The following is an 18,584-nucleotide window of genomic DNA, read 5'->3' on the forward strand; positions in this document are numbered from 1 at the left end:
CGCGGCTACAGCCGCACCAGCACCTTGCCGACATGGCTGCCGCTCGCGAGATAGCGATAGGCCTCCAGCGCCTCGTCAAAGCCGAATTCGCGATCGATTACCGGCTGGATGCCGTGCAGCTCGATCGCCCGTACCAGCCGGGCGAGCATCGCGCGGCTGCCTTCCGCGATGCCGGTCAGCACCAGGTTCTTGCCGATGATCGTGCTGAAATTGGCGAGCCCTTCATTGGCCTTGCCCGCGAGAGCGCCGATGATGACGATGCGGGCATTGGTGGCGGCGGCGTCGATCGACTGGGCCAGCGTCGCCTGACCGCCGGTCTCGACGATGATGTCGGCACCCGCCCCGCCGGTGGCGTCGAGCAGCGCCTTTTCCCAATCGGGCGTCGTGCGGTAGTTGATCGTGATGTCCGCACCCAGACTGCGGGCCAGAGCGAGCTTATCGTCGCTGGACGAGGTGATCGCGACGCGCGCACCCGCTGCCTTGGCGAGTTGCAGCGCCCAGATCGAAACGCCGCCGGTGCCGAGCGCGAGGACGATGTCGCCCGCCTTCACCTTGCCGACTTCGACCACCGCATTCCACGCGGTCAGCGCGGAGGAGGCGAGGGGGGCGGCCTGCATGTCGCTCAGGCTGTCGGGTACGGGTACCAGCGCCGCGGCGGGCACCCGCACCTGCTCGGCCAACCAGCCGTCATGGGTGATGCCGACATCGTGCGCAAAGGCACTGCGCTGAAAATCGCCGTCGATCCAGCTGACGAAATGCGGCGCGACCACGCGGGCACCCACCGTCAGACCGGCGACGCCGTCGCCAATGGCAAGCACCTCGCCCATGCCTTCGGAGACCGGCGTTCGGTCCTCTGGGCGGCGCGGGCCGTATTTGCCCTCCAGCACCAGCATGTCGCGGTGGTTGAGACACACAAGGCGCACCTTGACGATCACCTCGCCGGGGCCGGGCACCAGATCGGGCCGGGTGTCAGGGATGAGCGAATCCAGGCCGGTCTGCGGGCCGATGCGAAAGGCTTTCATGGGCTTTTCTTTCACTGGGCGGGCTGGGGCAGGGGGCGACGTTCGCCCGCCTTCCAGCGGATGTTGCCGAGGAGGAGGTTGGGAAGGTGGCTATTGTTCCATTCGGGCTGTGCCGGCGGATTGTCGCCCATCCGCAGCACGACCGTCCGCGCCCTGCGCGAGATCCAGACGGTCTGGTTCGAATTGCCGTCGAACAGGAACAGGTCGCGATCGAGATAGGGGGCGGCGTGGAGCACCTTCGGCCCCGGCTTGGCGGGATTGGCGAAGCCGCGGCGCGACACATAGGGCCCGGCGATCCACACGCTCAGGCCATAATGCGGGTTCTGCGCCGTGCCGCGCGCCATTTCCGAGACATAGCCGCGCGGCAGCAGCCGCTTGCCGCCCGCCACGCCGTCCTCTGCGAGCAGGATGGCCAGGCGCAGATAGCTTTCCGCCGGCAGCGTCATGCAGCAGCCGGCATGGGCGAGGCCGCCCGGGTGATCCACCCAGATCCGGCCCCCCGGCGCACCGATCGGCGCCAGGATGCGCGTCCCGATGAAATCGACATAGCGCTCGCCCGTCGCGCGTTCGATCACCAACCCCACCAGATCCGCCACCGCGTTCGCATAGCCGTAATGCGTGCCGGGCGTATGGGTCAGCGGATAGCTGATCAGCGCCTTTGCGAGCTGGGGCGAGATATAGGCGCGGTTGATGGGATGATCGGGATCCGCGCTGGCCATCTGTTCCAGCAGCCCGGAGCGCATGTCGAGCAGGTAGCGCACCGTGATCGCGGCCTTGGGCGTGCCGCGCCATTCCGGCATGAAATCGGCGACGCTCTGATCCAGCGACCGGATCTTGCCGAGCTGGATCGCGCGGCCCACCGCGATGGCGGCCAGCGGCTTGGACAGCGACTTGGATACCAGCTGGCTGGTGCGATCCTGGCCCTTGAAATATGCTTCGCGTTCGATCTTTCCGTTACGCCAGACGATCAGCGCGGTCGAGTTCATCCGCGCGGCATAGTCGACGGCGGCGTCGAGCGCCTGCGGCGCGATGGAGGGCGTGGCCGCCACGGGCAGCGGGCGCGGCGCGGGCGCACCGGCAACCGGCTCCATCGGAGTATAGTTCAGGATCACGCCGCCATTCTGCATCAGCGCGGCGAAGCGTTCGCGATACAGCGCCTCGTCGTCCTGAACGCGGGCGGCGGTAAGCGTGGACAGCAGAGCGACGGCGGCAAGCGCCGTCCATCCGCGGCGAGTGCGCAGGGGGCGCGCCGATGCGATGGGCTTCTCCATGCGACCGGCATCGGGATTTATGCCGCTGCAGGCAATCCAGCGGCGGTAACTGATCGTAGAGCGGTCACACCGCGAGAGGTGCCAAGGAGCCGGCGACAAAGCCGACTATGCCAAGGTCGCGGCAACCGGGCTTCGCGCAAGGAGCGGAGCGGGGACCGACATGGCATTTGGGGAGCCGTGTCCCAAGACCCCGATCTTCTCATCGCCTGCGCATGCCCCGTGTTGCGACGTGCGGCTGCCGCCTTGCGGGCGGCGCGATCAGGGAGGGTTATATAATGAAACACGATCGGGGTTATACGCTCGCCACGCTATCGGCATGTGCATGGATCGCCGCCACTGCCATCCCGCAGGCCGCGTTCGCGCAGGAAACCGGCGATGCCGCGAAGACCGGCAAGCCGGACGAAATCGTCGTCACCGCCCGTCTTCGCGAAGAGAATATTCAGACCGTGCCGATCGCGATCACCGCGCTCAGTGCCGAAGACCTGAACGAACGCAACATCGCCAGCCTGAACGATCTGACCAACTCCACGCCGGGCGTCGCGATCACCACGATTTCGGGCGGCACGCTGACCAACATCTATATTCGCGGCCAGGCGCCGGCCAACACCACCAACGACCTGAACGTCGAAGCCAATGTCGGCGTCTTCATCGACGACATCTATCAGACCAGCCGCAACACGATCGACCTCCTTTCGGTGCTCGACGTCGGCCAGATCGAAATCGCCAAGGGCCCACAAAGCGCGCTGTTCGGGCGTTCCACCTTTGCCGGTGCCATGTCGATCTCCACGCGACGCCCGAGCGAGCGGCTGGAAGGCAATGTGCAGGCGACCGTGGGCGTGAACGACGACTATCGCCTTCGCGGATCGATCTCGGCACCGATCACCGACACGCTGGCGGTGCGCGTCGCCGGTGGCTATGTCACCTATGACGGTTTCGGCAAGAACAGCGCCGCGCCGGACGACAATCTTTCCGGCACCGAGAAATATGCCGTCACCGGCGCGCTGGAATTCCGCCCCACGACGGAATTCACCGCGCGCCTTTCTGCCTTCGCATCGCATTCGGCGACGGAATTGTCGGCGGTCAGCGCCCTGCCGCTGGCATCGTTCAATTGCGGATCGGTCAACGCCGCGACCGGCGTGCGCACCATGTATTGCGGCGAGCTGAAGGCGAAGGACGTCAGTTCGATCACCGCCAACGCGCCCGATACCGTCGCCAATGCGCGCCAGGCGACGTTGAACCTGAACTGGCGGCGCGGCGGCGTATCGGTAACCAGCGTCACCGGCTTTACCGAAGCCGAGAACCGCACCTATAACGACTATGATGTTTCGGCCGCCGGCACGGTGTTCGGCGTGTGCACCCTGGGGGCATCCTGTTCGCCGGCGGGCGCCTATACCCGGCTGCAGAACGTCAACCTGCTGAGTTCGAACCGCGAGCGCGTGCGGACGTTCAGCCAGGAAGTGCGGCTGCAATCCGACAACAATTCGCCGTTCCAGTGGATCTTCGGCGGCAGTTTCTTCAATTCGCGCATCCCGCTCGCTGCGCTGGGCATTGCCGCCGATCGCACCGGCCTGGCGGCGAACGAACGGCTGGTGCAGGTGAGCCAGACGACGGCGCCCGCAGCACAAGGGATCGGCGCCTATGACTTCACCGCGAACCCGTTCCTGACGAACAGCCTGTCGGACGCGCTCTATGCCAGTTACACGGCTGCCAGCACGCGGACGATGTCGATCTTCGGATCGCTCGGCTATCGGTTGGGCGATGTGCGGTTCGGCGCAGAGGGCCGCTACAATATCGATCGCAAGCGCGCCCAGGTCTTCTCGACGTCCAACCCGCTCAGCCAGCCCGGCATCAACCCGGTCATCTCCGGCACCACCGTTCCGGCCCCGAGCACCTTCCCGGTGGCGGGAACGCCGTTCGCGCGGACTTTCAACAGCTTCACGCCCCGGTTCACCGTCGACTATCGGGCGACGCGCGACATCTTCTTCTATGTGACGGCAGCGAAGGGGGTGCGTTCGGGCGGTTTCAACACCACCAATCCGGTGAGCGCGACCGGCATCCTGGCGGACGAGGTGGCGTATGAGGAGGAAACGAACTGGACCTATGAAGCGGGCGTGAAGAGCGAGCTGTTCGATCGCCTGCTGCTGCTCAACGCATCGGTCTATCGCGTCGACTGGACCAACGCGCAGGTTTCGGCGTTCACGCTGAACCCGACGGCGGTGAACCCCACCCGCATCGTGCGCAACGCCGGCAACATCAAGACGACCGGCTTCGAAGTGCAGAGCGAGCTGCGACCCACCGACTATTTCAAGCTGGGCGGCAGCCTGGTCTATTCGGATCCGAAGTTCCAGGCCGGCGCCTATGATGCGTCGATCGTCGGGCAGTGCGTGATCGGCACCGGCGCGGCGGCGGTGGCGGCCCCGGGGTGCCCGCCGGTGATCCTGGTCACCACGCCCAGCGGCACCCGTGCGGTGACCTCGCTGGAAGGCAAGCGTCCGCAGCGTTCGGTGAAGCTGTCGTGGAACGTCTATGGCGCGGTCGATGTGCCGCTGGGCGATACGTGGCGGTTGTCAGCGCGGGCGGACGTCAGCCACACCGGCGACGCGCCCTACAACCTGCCCAACACCGCCTTTTTCGGCGAACGCACGCTGACCAGCGGCCGTATCGCGGTGGAGAATGACCGCTACAGCATCGCGCTGTGGGCCAATAACATCTTCGACGTGCTCTATGCCGCCAACGCCATCGGTCAGCCGCGCGCGGGCGTGCCGTTCGCCTTCAGCGTGCCCGAAATCTACCAGGGCGAGGGCCGGCGTGTCGGGCTGACGGTCGGCGCGAAATTCTGATTGCTGCGAGTATCGCGAGGGGGCCGGGAAACCGGCCCCTTTTGCGTTGGAGGGAGAGGTTCGATGCTGTTCGAGACGATGCACAACGCCGTGTCGCGGCGGTCCGCGCTGGGTTTTCTGGGAATGGGGGCGGCGGCCGGGATGGTGCCGCCGGTCGGCGCCGCCGCGGCCCCGCAGTCGCGCAATCCGCATCTTCGCCCGCTCGATGTGATGGACCCGCGCGAGAATCTGTACGGCTTCGCCAAGCTGTGGGGGACGATCGGGCCGAAGGCGGTGAAGTCCGGCTATTACGGTGTGCAATATGCGATCGTCGGGTCGAAGCGCGCGGTGCCGATGTTCGGCTATTATGGCTTCGGTAACAACCGCAACATCCTGCAGCCGGACGGTTCGGTGAAGGTGCTGGGCAAGGAATGCGGCTATTTCACCGACCTGCACACGGGCGAGATCATCGACGTGTGGGACAATCCCTGGACCGGCGAGAAATGCGAGGTGTTTCCCTTCCTCAACGATCGCTGGCGCGGCACGCTGGGCCTGGAGCAGAAGGTGTTCAAGGTCGGCGACAGCGAGACGGTGAACAACGACATGGGCAAGGGCAAGGCCGCCAAGGGCGCGCCGTTCCTTCTGCCGTGGCACCGCGTGGGCGACCAGTATCTGCTCGGTTGGGACTATGCCCATGAATATACCAACCCCGTGACGCCGGAGGGCTGGCCCAAGGCCTCTACCGGTCGGCGGGTCAATCCGTCCGAGCATTTCACCGTGTTCACGCCGACTGCCGAGATCGACGACCGCAGCCTGGCCTCCGCGCGCTTCCATGCCGGCTTCACGCGCCAGGGGCCGTGGTGGCCGTGGATGAAAATGGGGCAGAGCGGCGTCGAGGGGGTGCTGATGGGCCGGATGTTCAGCTACAAGATCACCGGCACCGAGGAGGATATTCCGAAGGTTGTCCTCAAGCGGGTCGAGCGCGATCGCCCCGATCTGCTGGAAGAGCCGACCGACGGGCCCGACGAAGGCGTACGCGGCACGCTCGAGGCCTATGCCGAGGACGTGCCGCCGGAAGCGCCGGGCTATGTCTCGCCGCTGGCTGAGGCACGCAAGCAGAAGGGCCGCTGAGGCGGATGGAAATGGGGGCGCCCACCGCCTGGTGGACGCCCCCATTTTTTATCAGTTCTTCGGGGCCGAATGGTCGGTGAAGTTTTGCCAGTCCGGCGTGATGAACTTTTCGTCGATCAGCGTGCGCTGGTAGCAGATGCCGTCGCGGAACCACTGCCAGGTGCGAGCGCGGTGGGTGCGCGCGTCGTTGTTCTGGATCATCTCGTACAAATAGATGCCCGGCTCGTTCTTGCGCACCCAGTTGAGGCAGGTGGAGCGGCCGAAATCGTCGGGCTGCATGTGCGCGGCCCAGCCCTTGATCAGATCATTGTCCCACCAGATACGGCCGTTCTCGTACCAGGCCGGGAAGTCGCGCGTTTCGGTGCGGCCGTCTTCCCAGAAATAATAGTTGGTCTGGTGATACCGATCGACGCCGCCTTCATCGGTGAACAGGCGGCAGATCAGCCGCGACCGATGCTGGTCGATCAGCGCGCCGGTGGAGGCGTCGTAATAGCGATACCAGCCTTCCCACACGCCCTCGTTGCTGGCAAGGATCGGCATCGCTTCGCGGACGCCGGGTTTGTTCAGTTCGTCGATCATCATCTATCTCCCGCAGAAAAATTCACAGAGAAACCATCACCTTGCCCATCGATTGGCCGGACAGGAGCCATTCGACGGCATCGTGGATCGAATCGAGGCCGTCGAATGGCCGCGCATCGCGGGTGACGGCGATCTGGCCCCCGGCATGCAGCGCGAACAGTTTCGCGCGGGCCGGTGCCCAATGGTCGGTCAGCAGCCCGTTCATGAAGCCGCGGACGGAGACGCCCTTGTAGTAGATGGAATGGGCGATGCGCGGGCCGGTGACGATCTCCGGCTTGCCGTCCAGATCCGCCGCCGCGCCCGCGACGACCAGCCGCCCGTGCGGCGCCATATTGGCGAGGAACGCATCGAAGATCGCGCCGCTGACCGTGTCGATCGCCACGTCGATCCCGCGCGGTGCCTCGTCCCGCAGCACGGCGGCGACATCCTCGCGGCGATAGTCGATCACCCGGTGGGCGCCGATCGCGCGCAGGAAATCGCCCTTCGCCTGGCCCCCGGCGACCGCGAACACGGTGCAGCCGCGCAGCAGGGCGAGCTGGACCAGCAGGTGCCCCAAGCCTCCGGCCGCGGCGGAGATCGCCACTGTCTCGCCGTCCCGCACCTGACCGATATGTTCGAGCGCAAGCAAGGCGGATACCCCGGTGGAGGTAAGGGCAAGCATGTCCGCGGTGGCGTCGGGCACCGACACGAATTCGCTTGCCGGGCCGACCGCGACTTCGCGATAGCCCCGACCGAAGCGCGTGGTGACGACCGGATCGCCCAGTTCCAGCCCGGTCACGTCTTCGCCGATCGACTCGACGACCCCCAATGCTTCGACACCCGTGAAGCTGGGCAGCGGGATGCGGACATAGTCGACGGCATTGCGGGCGATCTGGGTATCGAAGATGCCGTTGACGCCGCAGAACCGGTTGCGCACCCGGATCTCGCCCGGCGCGGGCGCAGCTTCCGGCAGCGTGATGGTTTCGCACGCCGCGCGGAAGGTATCGGCAAAGCGCTGCAACTGGATCGCGCGATACGCGCTCATGCCGGGAAGCCGAGCGCGCCGGGATTGAGGATGCCGTGTGGGTCCAGTTCCGCCTTCACCGCATCGAGCAGCCCGCGCGAGGCGTCGTCGCGGCTTTCGCGATAGGGATAGGTGCGCGCGACCTGAAAATGCGCGCAGCCATAGCGGGCGGCGATATCCTTGAACGCGTTGCGCGCATCGTTCACCACGGCCGTCGCCGCCGGATTGGCGGGCAGCTGCGGCAGGCGGGCCAGGTGCGCCGGCTCGACCATCGATTTGTGCACCGGGCGATAGGCTTCAGGCCAGTAGAAGACCGGCTCCACCGTGATCGCATTGGTCGACAGCGAGGTGAACAAATAGCCGTAATGCACGCCGTTGGCCTCGAAAAGGTCCTTGCGGCTGGCGAACATCGCGTCGATCTCGTCGAACATCGCCGGGGCGGTGGAAAGCGAGGCGTGACCGTGCACCGATACCCAGGCCTCGCCCTTGGGGCCGAGGATGGAGTTGGGTTCGGGGAAAGGCTGGGCGCGCATCACCTTGGCGATGGTGTTCTCGATCTCGGCGCCGTCCCCGGCCGCGACGATGGCGCGGATCGCGGCCATGTCGGAGGCGACCCCTTCCTTCGACCGGCCTTCGGTCATCACATGGAGCGGATATTCCTCCTCCTCGATGAAGTTGCGGCCGGCAAACGCGACCTTGGCGGCGGAAAGCAGCCCCTTGCCGAGGTTCTTCTGCTTGCCGATCACCGCGCCCAGCGTCTTCACGTCGGACAGCAGCGACTGGCGCTGCAGCCGCACCCTGGTGAGGCCGGGGTCGAAGGCGCACATCTCCGACGAGAGTTCGGCGCGCGTAATCTCTGCCATCGCGCGCAGCATCTGCGCACCGGTCTTGAACGAGAAGGAGGCATAGTCCTCGAATGCCGGCGTGCGGATCAGACGCAGCGTCAGTTCCGCCTTCACGCCCAACGTGCCGCTGTCGCCGCAGAACAGGCCGGCGAGATCGGGGCCGAAGTGACGGTAAAAGGGGTTGTTTCCTTCCAGGCCGCGCGCGCCCGTTTTCAGGATGCGGCCGTCGCCGGTAACGATGGTGAGGGCAACGAGGCTCTCGCTGCTGGTGCCGTAGCGCGCGCCACCCCACATCGCGTTGTTCTGGGACATCCCGCCGCCGACGGTGGAGTAGAGCCCGGAAAACGGCCCCCAGAACGGCGTGCGCAGCCCGTGCGGCGCGAGCGCCTTGCGCAGATCGGACCAGCTGCAGCCGGCCTCGACCGTCACCACCATGTCGTCGGGGTCGATGTGCAGCACCCGGTTCATCCGGCGCATGTCGATCGACAGCGTGCGATCGTTGGCGGGCAGATAGCCGCCGGTATAGCTCATCCCCGCCCCGCGCGGCGCGATCGCCACGCGCGCGTCTGCCGCTGCGGCGACCACGGCGCGCAGTTCCTCCAGCGACCCCGGCGCGGCGATCAGCGCGGCAAGGTGCGGCGACTTCTGCCAGATATCCTCGCTGACCAGCGCCAGCGAATCATGATCGTCCAGGACATGATCGGTGCCGACAATGGCACCCAGCGTGTCGCGCAGATCGGCGATGGTCGAATTGGAAAGCGATGCCAGCGCATCCGTCTGCATGTCTGTCCCTCTCTGGGTTGGGCCGGCGGGTTTCCCTGCCTTGGATTCGACAGGACAATTGAGCGGTGCGCGCGGCATTGCGTCACGCATTCGGGGCGCTATCCGTTGTGCGGATAGGCCCGGACGAGCGGATGACTCGGCCATCAGGGGTGAGGCAGCTTGGGCGGTGATAGAGATACCCCTGGGAGAAGCGCGATGAAGACGGGTTTTACACGGCGCGAGGGACTGGGCCTGATGGGCGCGGCGATGGGCGTGGCGGCGGCACCGGCGCTGGCCGCGGCCCCCAAGCCTGGTTTCCAGACCACGATCGACTTCAAGGATCCTAAGTGGAACCGCGACACCTTTGCCCGGCTGGACGGCGATCTGGATACGTCCAAGGAGAAATGCGGCTGGATCAAGGGCACGGCGTACGGCGTGCGTGAGAATGAGCGCGTCCGCCCGCTGTTCAAGGTCGAAGGCTTCAGCTTTACCCGCCTGAAGAAGTTGGAAGACGGCAGCTATCGCAAGATGCTGCGAGAAGTGGTGTTCTACCGCGACCTGAAGACCGGCGAGATTATGAAGCGCTGGCTGAACCCCTATACCAATGAAAAGGTGCCGGTGGTTCCGATCGCCAATGATCCGTTCAACTTCACGATCAGCGAATTCGCGCCGGAGCCGCCGTCCTATGGCGGGCTCAACAAGGACAAGCCGCCGCGCCAGCCGCTGCTGCTCGACTGGAGCGAGGATGGCGAGGGCAATATCCTGCTCAACACCGCCATCGACCTGTTCTACCCGAACGCGCTGGTCCCGGAGAAATGGGTGCGCGAATCTTCGGGGCCGATGAACCGGGTTTCGGAATATTTCACCTATTTCATGAAGCGCGCCGACGTTGTGAACCCGCGGCTGACGCACATCCCGCATGTCGGTTCGTGGTCGCGGATCACGCCCTGGCTGCCCTGGATGCTGATGGGGCAGGCGCCGGGCCATATCAGCTATGTCTGCAACTATGGTTCGGAGCCGAAGGGCGAGAAGGGGCTTTCCCCCGACGTCGTGGCTGCTGCGCGCGCGATGGACGAGAAGTGGCTGCATGCGCCGACCGAGGATTATGGCCCGTCCTATTCCAGCCTCGAAAACTATGCCCGTTTCCAGAAGCCGGCGCCGGTGCCCGAGGGCTGGACCCCGCCGCAGCCGCCCGCCGCGATCAAGCGCTGAAGCAGGGGGACACCATGTCTGGAATCGACCGCCGTGGGGCATTGGGACTGATCGGCGTCGGCGCGCTTGCGGCGGCGGCACCGCCTGCTGCGGCGGCGCGGACGCTGGATGTGCAATCGCCAGCAGGCAAGCTGCTCGCCTATATCCTGATGCGCGGGGCGCTCGATGAGCGGCTGGTGATCAGTTACATCAGCGGCTGTTATTTCGGGGTGGTCGATTCCGAGGTGACGCCGCTGTGGGACGTGATCGGCGTGACCTTCACCCGCTATCGGGCGCGCGCCGATGGCGGGTTCGACGTGTTCAGCGGGGAGATCGCGCATTTCCTGGACCCCAAGACGGGGGAGGCGCCGGGCGAGTTCCTGATCCCCTATACCGGCAAGATCGCCAAGGATCCGCGCACCAATTTGCCGCCGTCGCGCTATGCGATCCTGCCCGATTTGCAGCTGCAATTCTCGCGGGTGCTGCCGGGCATGGTATCGGATCATCATGTCCGCGATCCCGAAGTGCGCGGCGACGATATCTGGTTCACCGACGTCACGCGCACCCAGGCGCCGATCCCCGGCGCGCCCAAGCCTTTCCGCTACAGCGAAACCGTGTCGATGCACGCGCGCGTTTCCGATCTGCTGAAGCCCGGCGTGAAGCGGGTGCCGGCCGAATCGAACTTCACCAACTTTGTCGACTGGCGGCCGTGGATGAACATGGCCGGGCATCCCGGCCATCTGAGCGCGGTGGGGAATGGCCGTTTCGGCGTGACCATGGCGGACCTGCCCGAACGCTGGACCAAGGCGACGCGGGAGAAGTGGCCGGAGATACTGGAGAATCCAGGCGGGTTGCTCGATCCGATCTACAAGCCCGCCTGATCGGCGCGCGAAAAAGGGGCCGGATCGCGATCGACGATCCGGCCCCTTTTTGTCGTCCAGCGGCGATCACTTCGCCTTGAGCGTTCCCAGATAGGCGATAACGTCGGCGCGCGCCTGCGGGTTGGCCATGCCGGCAAAGGCCATCTTGTTGCCCGGCGCGACCTTGGCCGGGCGGGTGAGCCAGGCATCCATCGTCGCCGCGTCCCAGCGCAGCGCGGCGTTCTTGAGCGCGGGAGAATAGGTATAGCCCGGCTTGCTGGCGGCCTTGGCGCCCATGACGCCCGCCAGATTGGGGCCGACCCCATTGGCGCCGCCAGGATTGACAGTGTGGCAGGCGCGGCATTGCAGGAACAGCTTGGCGCCGGTGGCGGCGTTGCCGGCAGGTGCCGCGGGCGCAGCAGCGACACCGGGGCGTGGCACCACCAGCGCGCCGACTAGGGCGACGGCCGAGAAGGCCAAGGCGAAAAACGGAACCCGTGAACGCATACGCATCATCCTGAAAATCCTACGTTCCTGTCGTATTGCGGGAATTGACCCAGACTGAACAGGGGTGTCCATCGCCTAAGCCTGCGGACCTGCACGTCAAAAGGGGCGGGGGCGATTATCCGACAAGCGAGCAAGGGGCGGCGCCACCTCGACGGCATGACCGCTGCGGTGCACTCTCCAAGATGCAGAAGTTTCAGGGAGGCTGGGGTGGAGCTTACGCGTCGGGGATTTAGCATCGGGATGGCCGCCGCTGGCGCAACGCTGGCGATCGGATCGGCCCGCGCGCAGGGCAAGGCGGAGAAGCGCATCGACACGATCGTGCTCGGCGCCGGCGTCTCCGGCCTGAACACCGCCGCGCTGCTGGAGAAGGAAGGCCAGAAGGTGCTGGTGCTGGAAGGGCGCCAGCGCGTCGGGGGGCGGGTGTTCACCCTGCTCGACCAGCCCGGCTATCCCGAGATGGGCTTCAATTCGATGGGCGAGGGCTATGGCCGCGGGCTGGATGCCGCGCAGCGTGCCGGGGTGGAGATGGTCGACATCACGCCGCGCTTCTATGGTGGCCCCCCGCAGGAGCTTTGGCTGAACGGCAAAAGGTTGACGCGGGAGGAATGGGCGCGATCGCCGGCCAATCCCTTCCCGGATGCGCTGAAGGCCAGCCTGCCCGGTGAGGTGGTGGGCAAGCTGGTCGCGCAGCATAACCGGCTGGCGGACTTCAGCACCTGGAACGATCCCGCAAACACGGCGCTCGATATTTCGCTCCACGCCTTTTTGAAGGCGCAGGGGCTGAGCGATGCGGCCATCCGGCTGGCGAACGACGTGTCGCCCTATTACGGGATGAACGCGTTCGAAATGTCGCAGCTGATGATGGAGTTCAACGATGGCTTCATCAAGACGCAGATGGCCGCGGGCAAGCGATCGCTGGCGGTGAAGGGCGGCAATATTCACCTGCCGCTGGGCATGGCGAAGCTGATCAAGGGCGATATCCTGCTGGGCAAGGAAGTCGTGGCGATTGACGTCCAGCCCGGTGGCGTCGAGGTCCGCTGCGCCGACGGCTCGGTGTACCGTGCGGGCCGAGCGGTGTGCTCGCTGCCCTTCTCCACGCTGCGCAATATCGCGGTAACGCCGGGCTTCACCGGCGCACAGGCGCAGGCGGTGCAGACGCTGGGCTATAACGGGCTGACCATCGCCTTCCTCACGGTGAGCGAGCCGTTCTGGCTAAATGATGGCCTCTCGCCCTCGATGTTCACCAACGATCAGCTGGGCGTGGTGTTGCCGCAGCGGTTCGGCGCCGATCCCGGCCAGGTCAGCGGGTTGACGGTGCAGGCGCGCGGCAATCTGGCGCAGCTGTGGGACAGCATGGGCAAGGAAGCAGCGTTGCAGAATGTGGTCGCGCGGCTGGAGGCGCTGCGCCCAGCCGCCAAGGGCAAGGTGAAGGGGGCGGCAATGTTCAGCTGGTCGCAGGAACGGTTCACGCTGGGGCAGATCGCCTATTTCAAGCCGGGCCAGGTGACGGCGTTCGCCAAGGCGATGGCGGCGCCTATGGGACGGCTGCATTTCTGCGGCGAGCATACGGCGGAAGGCGCGCGGGGGCTGGAAGGCGCGCTGGAATCGTCCGAGCGCGTCGCCATCGAGGTGCTGACCGCATGATCCGCACGATCACCGCCGCAGCGCTGCTGGGCTGGAGCACGCCGGTGCTGGCGCAGGCCTTCGACCCCGCCGCCGCCCCCCCCGCGCCCGATTATGCCAAGGCCGAGAGCTGGGCCGCGCGGCCGGGGCGCGAGGGTGTTGCCGCGACCGTGCCGCAGGGCGCGTCGGGGCTGGCAAAGGCACCGATGGTGGATGTGTTCTATGTCCACCCTACGACGTTTAGCAGCGCCACGGCGTGGAATCAGGATCTGAGCGACGCCGAGACCAATGGCTGGACCGACGGCAGCGTGATCGCGCGCCAGGCGGCGATCTTCAACGGATGCTGCCGGGTGTTCGCACCGCGATACCGCCAGGCGGCCGGCCGCGCGGTGTTCCAGCTCGACGGTGCAGGGCGGCCGGCCTTCGATCTCGCCTATTCGGATGTGGAGCGCGCGTTCGATGCGTATCTGAAGCGCGACAATCACGGCCGCCCCTTCATCCTGGTCGGCCATAGCCAGGGGGCCTGGCATATCGCCCAGCTGTTGGAGCGGCGCATCGACGGCACGCCGCTCGCGAAGCACATGGTCGCGGCCTATGTCGTGGGGATCAACCTGCTCGAAGGCGATTTCGGCACGCGCTACAAGACGCTGCAGCCGTGCGACAGACCTGCGCAGACCGGCTGCGTGATCGGGTGGAACACCGTCCTGCCGGAATTGGCGCGGGCACCCGCAGCCGCGATGATGTCGAAGAACTTCGTCGCAAAATATGGCTATATTCCAGGCAAGCGTGCGCTGTGCATCAATCCGCTGACCTTCGATCGTGCGCGCCCGGCAGCGGGCCGCGCGGCGAGCAAGGGCGCGGTGCCGGGCGAGCCGGGTGCCGGGCCGGTGCTGCCGCTGCGGGGAGGGCTGGTCGCGGCCCGCTGTGAGGCGGATGGCTATCTGGTGGCCGAACCCGATCCCCAACTGGACCTGAAACCGTTGCCGGGAGGCAGCATGCATTTCCATGACATGGGCCTGTTTTACGCCGATATCCGCGCGAATGCCGCGGAGCGGGTTGCCGCCTTCGGCCAGGTGCGCAAGTGAGCGCACCCCTGGCTGCCGTTGCGGCGGCGATGCTATTGGCTGCGCCTTCCGTTCGCGCGCAAAGCGCCGAGACGGTTGCGGCGAGCGTGCCGATCCAGGAACGCGGCAAGCCGGCGCCGCCCTCCGATCTGCCGGCAGACACGCCGATGCTGGGCGGCACGGTGCTCCACAGCGAGCGGATCTTCGCCCGGCCGACGGGCTATCGGCCGCTGCGCATGGACATTTTCCGTCCTGTCAAACCGGCGGCGGCGAAGCGTCCGCTGCTGGTCTGGGTGCATGGCGGCGCATGGGTGGAAGGAGCGCCGCAGGGCGCCTCGGGCTATGCCGACTGGCCCGGCGTGCTCGCCCGGATGGCGGCGCGCGGCTATGTCGTAGCGGCGGTAAGCTATCGGTTGGCCAAAGAGGCGGCATTGCCGGCGGCGATCCGGGACGTGAAGGCCGGGATCAGCTGGCTGCGCGCGCACGATGCGGCATTTGGAATCGAGGCGACGAAGGTCGGTATCTGGGGTGAATCCGCAGGCGGCCATCTGATCGGCCTGGCCGCGACGACATGCGGTGTGGCCGAATTCGAACCGGTGGACGAAACGCGCCGCCGGGCTGGCGGCACCCCGCCGCCGCCATCGCCCTCCAACTGCGTGCAGGCGGCGGTTGGCTGGTTCGGCATTTACGACTTCAACTTTGAAGGGCCGATCAAAATTCCGCCCCAGCCGCCCGAGGATCCGACGCGGCTGTTCCTGGGCTGCACGGTCGCGCAATGTACCCCGGCGCAGCGGGCATGGGCATCGCCGGTCATCTATGTCGACGCATCGGACGCACCGATGCTGCTGATCCATGGCGACGCCGACATGGCGGTGCCCTATCAGCAGAGCGAGGTCATGGCAGCCAAGCTGAAGGCGGCCGGGGTGCCGGTGGAGACGCTGATCCTGCCGGGTGCCAATCACGGCTGGTTCGCCACGACCTCGGAAGCCACCGCCGCGGCGCACCGCAAGGCACTGGCCGCGACGATCGACTATTTCGACCGGAAGCTTGGCCCGCAACCTTGAGGCGGGTCAGCTGTCGCGCAGGTCGGCGCTGACATCGGCGAGCGGCTTTTCCGCCGCCTGCATCGATTCCATGTCCTGCTGCATTCCGCGCAGGATGCGGCCGACATATTCCTTGGTCATCACGCCGCGCGCATGGGCGGCATCGGCATCGGGCGCGTAGGTTTCGATGTCCTCGCGGCAGATCGTGCCCTTTGCCTCCAGCAGCCGCTCGACCGTATCGAGCCGTTCCTTGAGCACCGATACCTCGCCGGCCACCGCCAGCAGGATCGACAGCATCCGTTCGGCGATGGGATCGCCCAGAAAGTCGGGGCGCTTGCCCTTGGCGCGGGTGCCGGCGCGGGCGATCCAGTCGATCTCGGTCATTCTGCGGGTTTCCATGCGCCATAGGCGTTCCACCTGGCGGTGCGGCCATAATCCTCTTCGTCCGGCGCGGGCGCGTCGGGGAAGATGCTGCGATCCGCCACGGCGCGCACGCCGGTGACGAACTGGCAGTCGCGGGGCAGGCCCGCCTCCGCCATGATGCCCTTCAGATCGAGCGCATGCATCGCCGACCAGAATGGCTCGTTGTTGTTGAACGCATCCCAGTCGCGCAGGAACTGCTCAAACACCGGCATGTCGTCGCTATATTGCGGCTGCTCCAGATGGAACATCAGCCCGCCGGGGGCGAGCACGCGGACGCCTTCGCGGATGATCGCGGGAAGCGATTTGCCGGAGAGTTCGTGCAGGTACATCGTCGTCTGCACCCAATCGAAATGGCCGTCCGGGAACGCCTCCATATGCTCCGCATCCATCTGGACGAAGCGGAGGTTGCGGACGCCCAGCGCCTGCGCGCGGGCATGGCCGTAGCGCAGCACCGGCGCGGCGGTGTCGATCGCGACCACCTCCGCTTCCGGGAACGCCTGCGCGAGCGGCACGATATTGTGGCCGATGGTGGCGCCCAGATCGAGGATGCGGCGCGGGCTCCAGCCGGGCCGCTCGCGGCGGATCCATTCGACCAGCGCCTGCCCCCCGCCATCGTTGAGCGCCCCTAGCTGGCCGCCGGTCGTCGCGAACAGGCCGCTGTCGTAATTGGCGCCGGCCGAAACGTCGCCGGGACGTTCCTCGCCATGATAGCTGCCGGGCATGCAGTGGATGTCGACCGCGGCCTGATAGCGGGGCACGGCCACCTTGGGATTCAGCGTCAGCGTGTCGCGCCCGGCGTTGAACTCGCGCGCCAGCGCATCCAGCGCGTCGAGCTGGCGCAGCACGATCGAGCGTCCGTTCTGCTGACGCATCTCCATCGCATTGCGGCGGCAGGCGGACCACAGCCGGTGCCAGGGGTCGCGGTTCATCGCGTGGCGCACTTCGAACCGGTCCTGCGGATTGCGGCCATGTTCGGCACGGAAGGCAGGTAGCACGCGGGTTTCATAGGCCAGCTTGTTGCCGGCGCCGAGCGTGCCCGCCATGTGCTTGTTGAAGTTCGCCAGGAAATTGTAGCGCGCCGCCTCGTCATGGGCGGGCTTGGGGAACATCGCGTGCTGGGTGACGGCGGTATAGGGCGGAGGAACGTCTTGCTTCATCATGATACCCCTTGCTCGGCGCTGCGCGGATAGCGGCCGAGGGTGAGCAGCAGGGCGCCGCCGGTCGCGAACAGCAGCATCGCCGCCATCAGCATCGCATCATAGCGGCCGGTCGCATCGCGCACGGCGCCGTAGAGGATGGGCGAAATCGCGGAGCCCACGCCGAACGGCATGTAGAGCATGCCGTAGATCCGGCCGAAATGCGCCATGCCGAAATATTTGGCGGCGAGGAACGCGATCACGTCCGCCTCCGTCCCCGCCGCGACGCCGAGCAGGTAGCCGGCCAGCATCAGCCAAGTCAGCGACGTGCCGGTGCCCATCAGCAGCAGGCATGCGAAGGCAGGCAGCAACAGCGCCGGAAAGGCGACGCCGGGCGCCCAGAGTCGATCGAACAGGAAGCCGACGATCAGCCTGCCCGACAGGATGCCGATCGCAACCAGCCCCATCACGCCCGCCGCCACCTTGGGCGTGACGCCGTGCATCGCGACGATCTGCACCATGTGGATGTGCGCGCCGCCATAGGCGAAGGCGATGAGCAGGATCGAGGTGATCAGCACCCAGAAACGGTAGCTGCGCACGGCCTGTCCCAGGGTGAGGCCCCATAGGGCGCCCGACGCATCGGTCACGCCGGGCGGCCGCTCCTCGGGGCGGGGTTCGCGGAACCAGAGCAGCGCGACCGGCAGCGCGACGAGCAGGGGCAGCACCGCCAGCGCCGGGAACCCCGCCCGCCAGCCGCCCGCCTCGATCGCACGCTGGGCGATCTGGGGGACGATCAGCGCGGACAGGCTAGTCCCCATCAGCATGATCGCCAGCGCCAGGCCACGGCGGCGATCGAACCACATGCTGATCGCCCGGCTCCAGGTGACCGGGCTGGACCCGATTGCGATCAGCCCCAATGCCGCCCAGCAGGCGATATAGCCCGCTGGGTTGGCTGGCAGGAAATAGAAGGCGCCGAACCCGATCCCGAAGGCGGCGAGCGACCAGAGGGCGACCCGCCGCACCCCGATGTGATCGGCCGCGGCACCGAACAGCGGCGCCATCAGCGCGCCGATGACGCCGAGCACCGTCACGCCCGCGCTGATCAGCGCGAAGCTCCAGCCCAGATCGGCGTGGATCGGCCCGATCATCAGCGGCAGCACGTTGAACGGGAGGGGCGAGGCGCCGCAGGTGACACCGAGCAGTGCCGCGACCAGCGGCTTGCCGCCGGGGCGAAATTCCGAACGTGGCGCGCGTGCGTGCATGGTTTCCCCTATCGATTGGGCCACAGGCTATGCCGCGGGGGCC

General features: G+C 66.6%; 16 protein-coding genes. 7 read left to right on the top strand and 9 right to left on the bottom strand.

Going from position 1 to position 18,584, the window contains the following annotated elements; genetic code table 11:
• Positions 1-5: 5 nt before the first annotated feature.
• Both DD559_RS16115 and DD559_RS16120 read right to left on the bottom strand, forming a co-directional pair.
• The gene (locus DD559_RS16115) at positions 6-1,022 is read right to left on the bottom strand and encodes a zinc-dependent alcohol dehydrogenase family protein (protein ID WP_116470082.1); all 1,017 of its coding nucleotides are present in this window, start codon (positions 1,020-1,022) and stop codon (positions 6-8) included.
• An 11-nt stretch (positions 1,023-1,033) separates the two neighbouring features.
• Positions 1,034-2,293 (bottom strand): serine hydrolase domain-containing protein, encoded by a 1,260-nt coding sequence (locus tag DD559_RS16120; protein ID WP_116470083.1) that lies wholly within the window; start codon positions 2,291-2,293, stop codon positions 1,034-1,036.
• Between the two features lie 275 nt (positions 2,294-2,568).
• Between DD559_RS16120 and DD559_RS16125 the strand changes: the two genes are divergently transcribed.
• Together DD559_RS16125 and DD559_RS16130 are read left to right on the top strand one after the other, a co-directional pair.
• The gene (locus DD559_RS16125) at positions 2,569-5,133 is read left to right on the top strand and encodes a TonB-dependent receptor (RefSeq protein WP_165831122.1); all 2,565 of its coding nucleotides are present in this window, start codon (positions 2,569-2,571) and stop codon (positions 5,131-5,133) included.
• Between the two features lie 63 nt (positions 5,134-5,196).
• On the top strand, positions 5,197-6,243 hold the full coding sequence (locus DD559_RS16130; protein ID WP_116470085.1) for a DUF1838 family protein: 1,047 nt from the start codon (positions 5,197-5,199) through the stop codon (positions 6,241-6,243).
• A 51-nt stretch (positions 6,244-6,294) separates the two neighbouring features.
• Here DD559_RS16130 and DD559_RS16135 read toward each other — a convergent pair whose 3' ends face one another.
• The 3 genes from DD559_RS16135 to DD559_RS16145 are packed head-to-tail and all read right to left on the bottom strand — an operon-like array spanning position 6,295 to position 9,453.
• Positions 6,295-6,822, bottom strand: a complete 528-nt coding sequence (locus DD559_RS16135) for a DUF3598 domain-containing protein (RefSeq protein WP_116470964.1) — start codon at positions 6,820-6,822, stop codon at positions 6,295-6,297.
• A 22-nt stretch (positions 6,823-6,844) separates the two neighbouring features.
• A complete protein-coding gene (locus DD559_RS16140) occupies positions 6,845-7,846 on the bottom strand; it encodes a zinc-binding dehydrogenase (protein ID WP_116470086.1) in 1,002 nt (333 codons plus the stop codon).
• Positions 7,843-9,453 (bottom strand): FAD-binding oxidoreductase, encoded by a 1,611-nt coding sequence (locus DD559_RS16145; protein ID WP_116470087.1) that lies wholly within the window; start codon positions 9,451-9,453, stop codon positions 7,843-7,845. The genes DD559_RS16140 and DD559_RS16145 overlap by 4 nt, the downstream gene beginning before the upstream one ends.
• A gap of 195 nt (positions 9,454-9,648) precedes the next feature.
• On the opposite strand from DD559_RS16145, the gene DD559_RS16150 reads away from it, so the two are divergent.
• A complete protein-coding gene (locus DD559_RS16150) occupies positions 9,649-10,644 on the top strand; it encodes a DUF1838 family protein (RefSeq protein WP_116470088.1) in 996 nt (331 codons plus the stop codon).
• Between the two features lie 14 nt (positions 10,645-10,658).
• Positions 10,659-11,504 (top strand): DUF1838 family protein, encoded by an 846-nt coding sequence (locus DD559_RS16155; RefSeq protein ID WP_116470089.1) that lies wholly within the window; start codon positions 10,659-10,661, stop codon positions 11,502-11,504.
• A 66-nt stretch (positions 11,505-11,570) separates the two neighbouring features.
• Here the strand turns inward: DD559_RS16155 and DD559_RS16160 are convergent, their stop codons facing one another.
• On the bottom strand, positions 11,571-11,990 hold the full coding sequence (locus DD559_RS16160; RefSeq protein WP_116470965.1) for a c-type cytochrome: 420 nt from the start codon (positions 11,988-11,990) through the stop codon (positions 11,571-11,573).
• A 240-nt stretch (positions 11,991-12,230) separates the two neighbouring features.
• Between DD559_RS16160 and DD559_RS16165 the strand changes: the two genes are divergently transcribed.
• Genes DD559_RS16165 through DD559_RS16175 form a run of 3 tightly spaced genes read left to right on the top strand, consistent with a single transcriptional unit; the run spans position 12,231 to position 15,741 of the window.
• Positions 12,231-13,634, top strand: a complete 1,404-nt coding sequence (locus tag DD559_RS16165) for a flavin monoamine oxidase family protein (protein ID WP_116470090.1) — start codon at positions 12,231-12,233, stop codon at positions 13,632-13,634.
• Positions 13,631-14,698, top strand: a complete 1,068-nt coding sequence (locus DD559_RS16170; protein WP_116470091.1) for a DUF3089 domain-containing protein — start codon at positions 13,631-13,633, stop codon at positions 14,696-14,698. Before DD559_RS16165 ends, DD559_RS16170 begins: the two co-directional genes overlap by 4 nt.
• Positions 14,695-15,741, top strand: coding sequence for an alpha/beta hydrolase (locus DD559_RS16175; protein ID WP_116470092.1), 1,047 nt, complete (start codon positions 14,695-14,697; stop codon positions 15,739-15,741). Before DD559_RS16170 ends, DD559_RS16175 begins: the two co-directional genes overlap by 4 nt.
• A 6-nt stretch (positions 15,742-15,747) precedes the next feature.
• On the opposite strand, the gene DD559_RS16180 is transcribed toward DD559_RS16175, so the two are convergent.
• From DD559_RS16180 to DD559_RS16190, 3 genes are read right to left on the bottom strand one after another with little or no spacing between them, the layout of a single operon-like run.
• Positions 15,748-16,104: a hypothetical protein gene (locus DD559_RS16180; protein ID WP_240610302.1), complete on the bottom strand. Its 357-nt coding sequence runs from the start codon at positions 16,102-16,104 to the stop codon at positions 15,748-15,750.
• Positions 16,101-17,300 (bottom strand): class I SAM-dependent methyltransferase, encoded by a 1,200-nt coding sequence (locus DD559_RS16185; RefSeq protein WP_116470966.1) that lies wholly within the window; start codon positions 17,298-17,300, stop codon positions 16,101-16,103. Before DD559_RS16185 ends, DD559_RS16180 begins: the two co-directional genes overlap by 4 nt.
• The gene (locus DD559_RS16190) at positions 17,300-18,541 is read right to left on the bottom strand and encodes an MFS transporter (RefSeq protein WP_206364522.1); all 1,242 of its coding nucleotides are present in this window, start codon (positions 18,539-18,541) and stop codon (positions 17,300-17,302) included. Before DD559_RS16190 ends, DD559_RS16185 begins: the two co-directional genes overlap by 1 nt.
• Positions 18,542-18,584: the final 43 nt, after the last annotated feature.

The organism is Sphingomonas pokkalii (assembly GCF_003096275.1).
Classification (GTDB): Bacteria; Pseudomonadota; Alphaproteobacteria; order Sphingomonadales; family Sphingomonadaceae; genus Sphingomonas; species Sphingomonas pokkalii.

What these genes read in the sequence shown, in the direction of transcription:
- DD559_RS16115 (WP_116470082.1), bottom strand. Translation starts at nt 1,022, where the DNA reads ATGAAAGCCTTTCGCATCGGCCCGCAGACCGGCCTGGATTCGCTCATC.
- DD559_RS16120 (WP_116470083.1), bottom strand. Translation starts at nt 2,293, where the DNA reads ATGGAGAAGCCCATCGCATCGGCGCGCCCCCTGCGCACTCGCCGCGGA.
- DD559_RS16125 (WP_165831122.1), top strand. Translation starts at nt 2,569, where the DNA reads ATGAAACACGATCGGGGTTATACGCTCGCCACGCTATCGGCATGTGCA.
- DD559_RS16130 (WP_116470085.1), top strand. Translation starts at nt 5,197, where the DNA reads ATGCTGTTCGAGACGATGCACAACGCCGTGTCGCGGCGGTCCGCGCTG.
- DD559_RS16135 (WP_116470964.1), bottom strand. Translation starts at nt 6,822, where the DNA reads ATGATCGACGAACTGAACAAACCCGGCGTCCGCGAAGCGATGCCGATC.
- DD559_RS16140 (WP_116470086.1), bottom strand. Translation starts at nt 7,846, where the DNA reads ATGAGCGCGTATCGCGCGATCCAGTTGCAGCGCTTTGCCGATACCTTC.
- DD559_RS16145 (WP_116470087.1), bottom strand. Translation starts at nt 9,453, where the DNA reads ATGCAGACGGATGCGCTGGCATCGCTTTCCAATTCGACCATCGCCGAT.
- DD559_RS16150 (WP_116470088.1), top strand. Translation starts at nt 9,649, where the DNA reads ATGAAGACGGGTTTTACACGGCGCGAGGGACTGGGCCTGATGGGCGCG.
- DD559_RS16155 (WP_116470089.1), top strand. Translation starts at nt 10,659, where the DNA reads ATGTCTGGAATCGACCGCCGTGGGGCATTGGGACTGATCGGCGTCGGC.
- DD559_RS16160 (WP_116470965.1), bottom strand. Translation starts at nt 11,990, where the DNA reads ATGCGTTCACGGGTTCCGTTTTTCGCCTTGGCCTTCTCGGCCGTCGCC.
- DD559_RS16165 (WP_116470090.1), top strand. Translation starts at nt 12,231, where the DNA reads ATGGCCGCCGCTGGCGCAACGCTGGCGATCGGATCGGCCCGCGCGCAG.
- DD559_RS16170 (WP_116470091.1), top strand. Translation starts at nt 13,631, where the DNA reads ATGATCCGCACGATCACCGCCGCAGCGCTGCTGGGCTGGAGCACGCCG.
- DD559_RS16180 (WP_240610302.1), bottom strand. Translation starts at nt 16,104, where the DNA reads ATGACCGAGATCGACTGGATCGCCCGCGCCGGCACCCGCGCCAAGGGC.
- DD559_RS16185 (WP_116470966.1), bottom strand. Translation starts at nt 17,300, where the DNA reads ATGAAGCAAGACGTTCCTCCGCCCTATACCGCCGTCACCCAGCACGCG.
- DD559_RS16190 (WP_206364522.1), bottom strand. Translation starts at nt 18,541, where the DNA reads ATGCACGCACGCGCGCCACGTTCGGAATTTCGCCCCGGCGGCAAGCCG.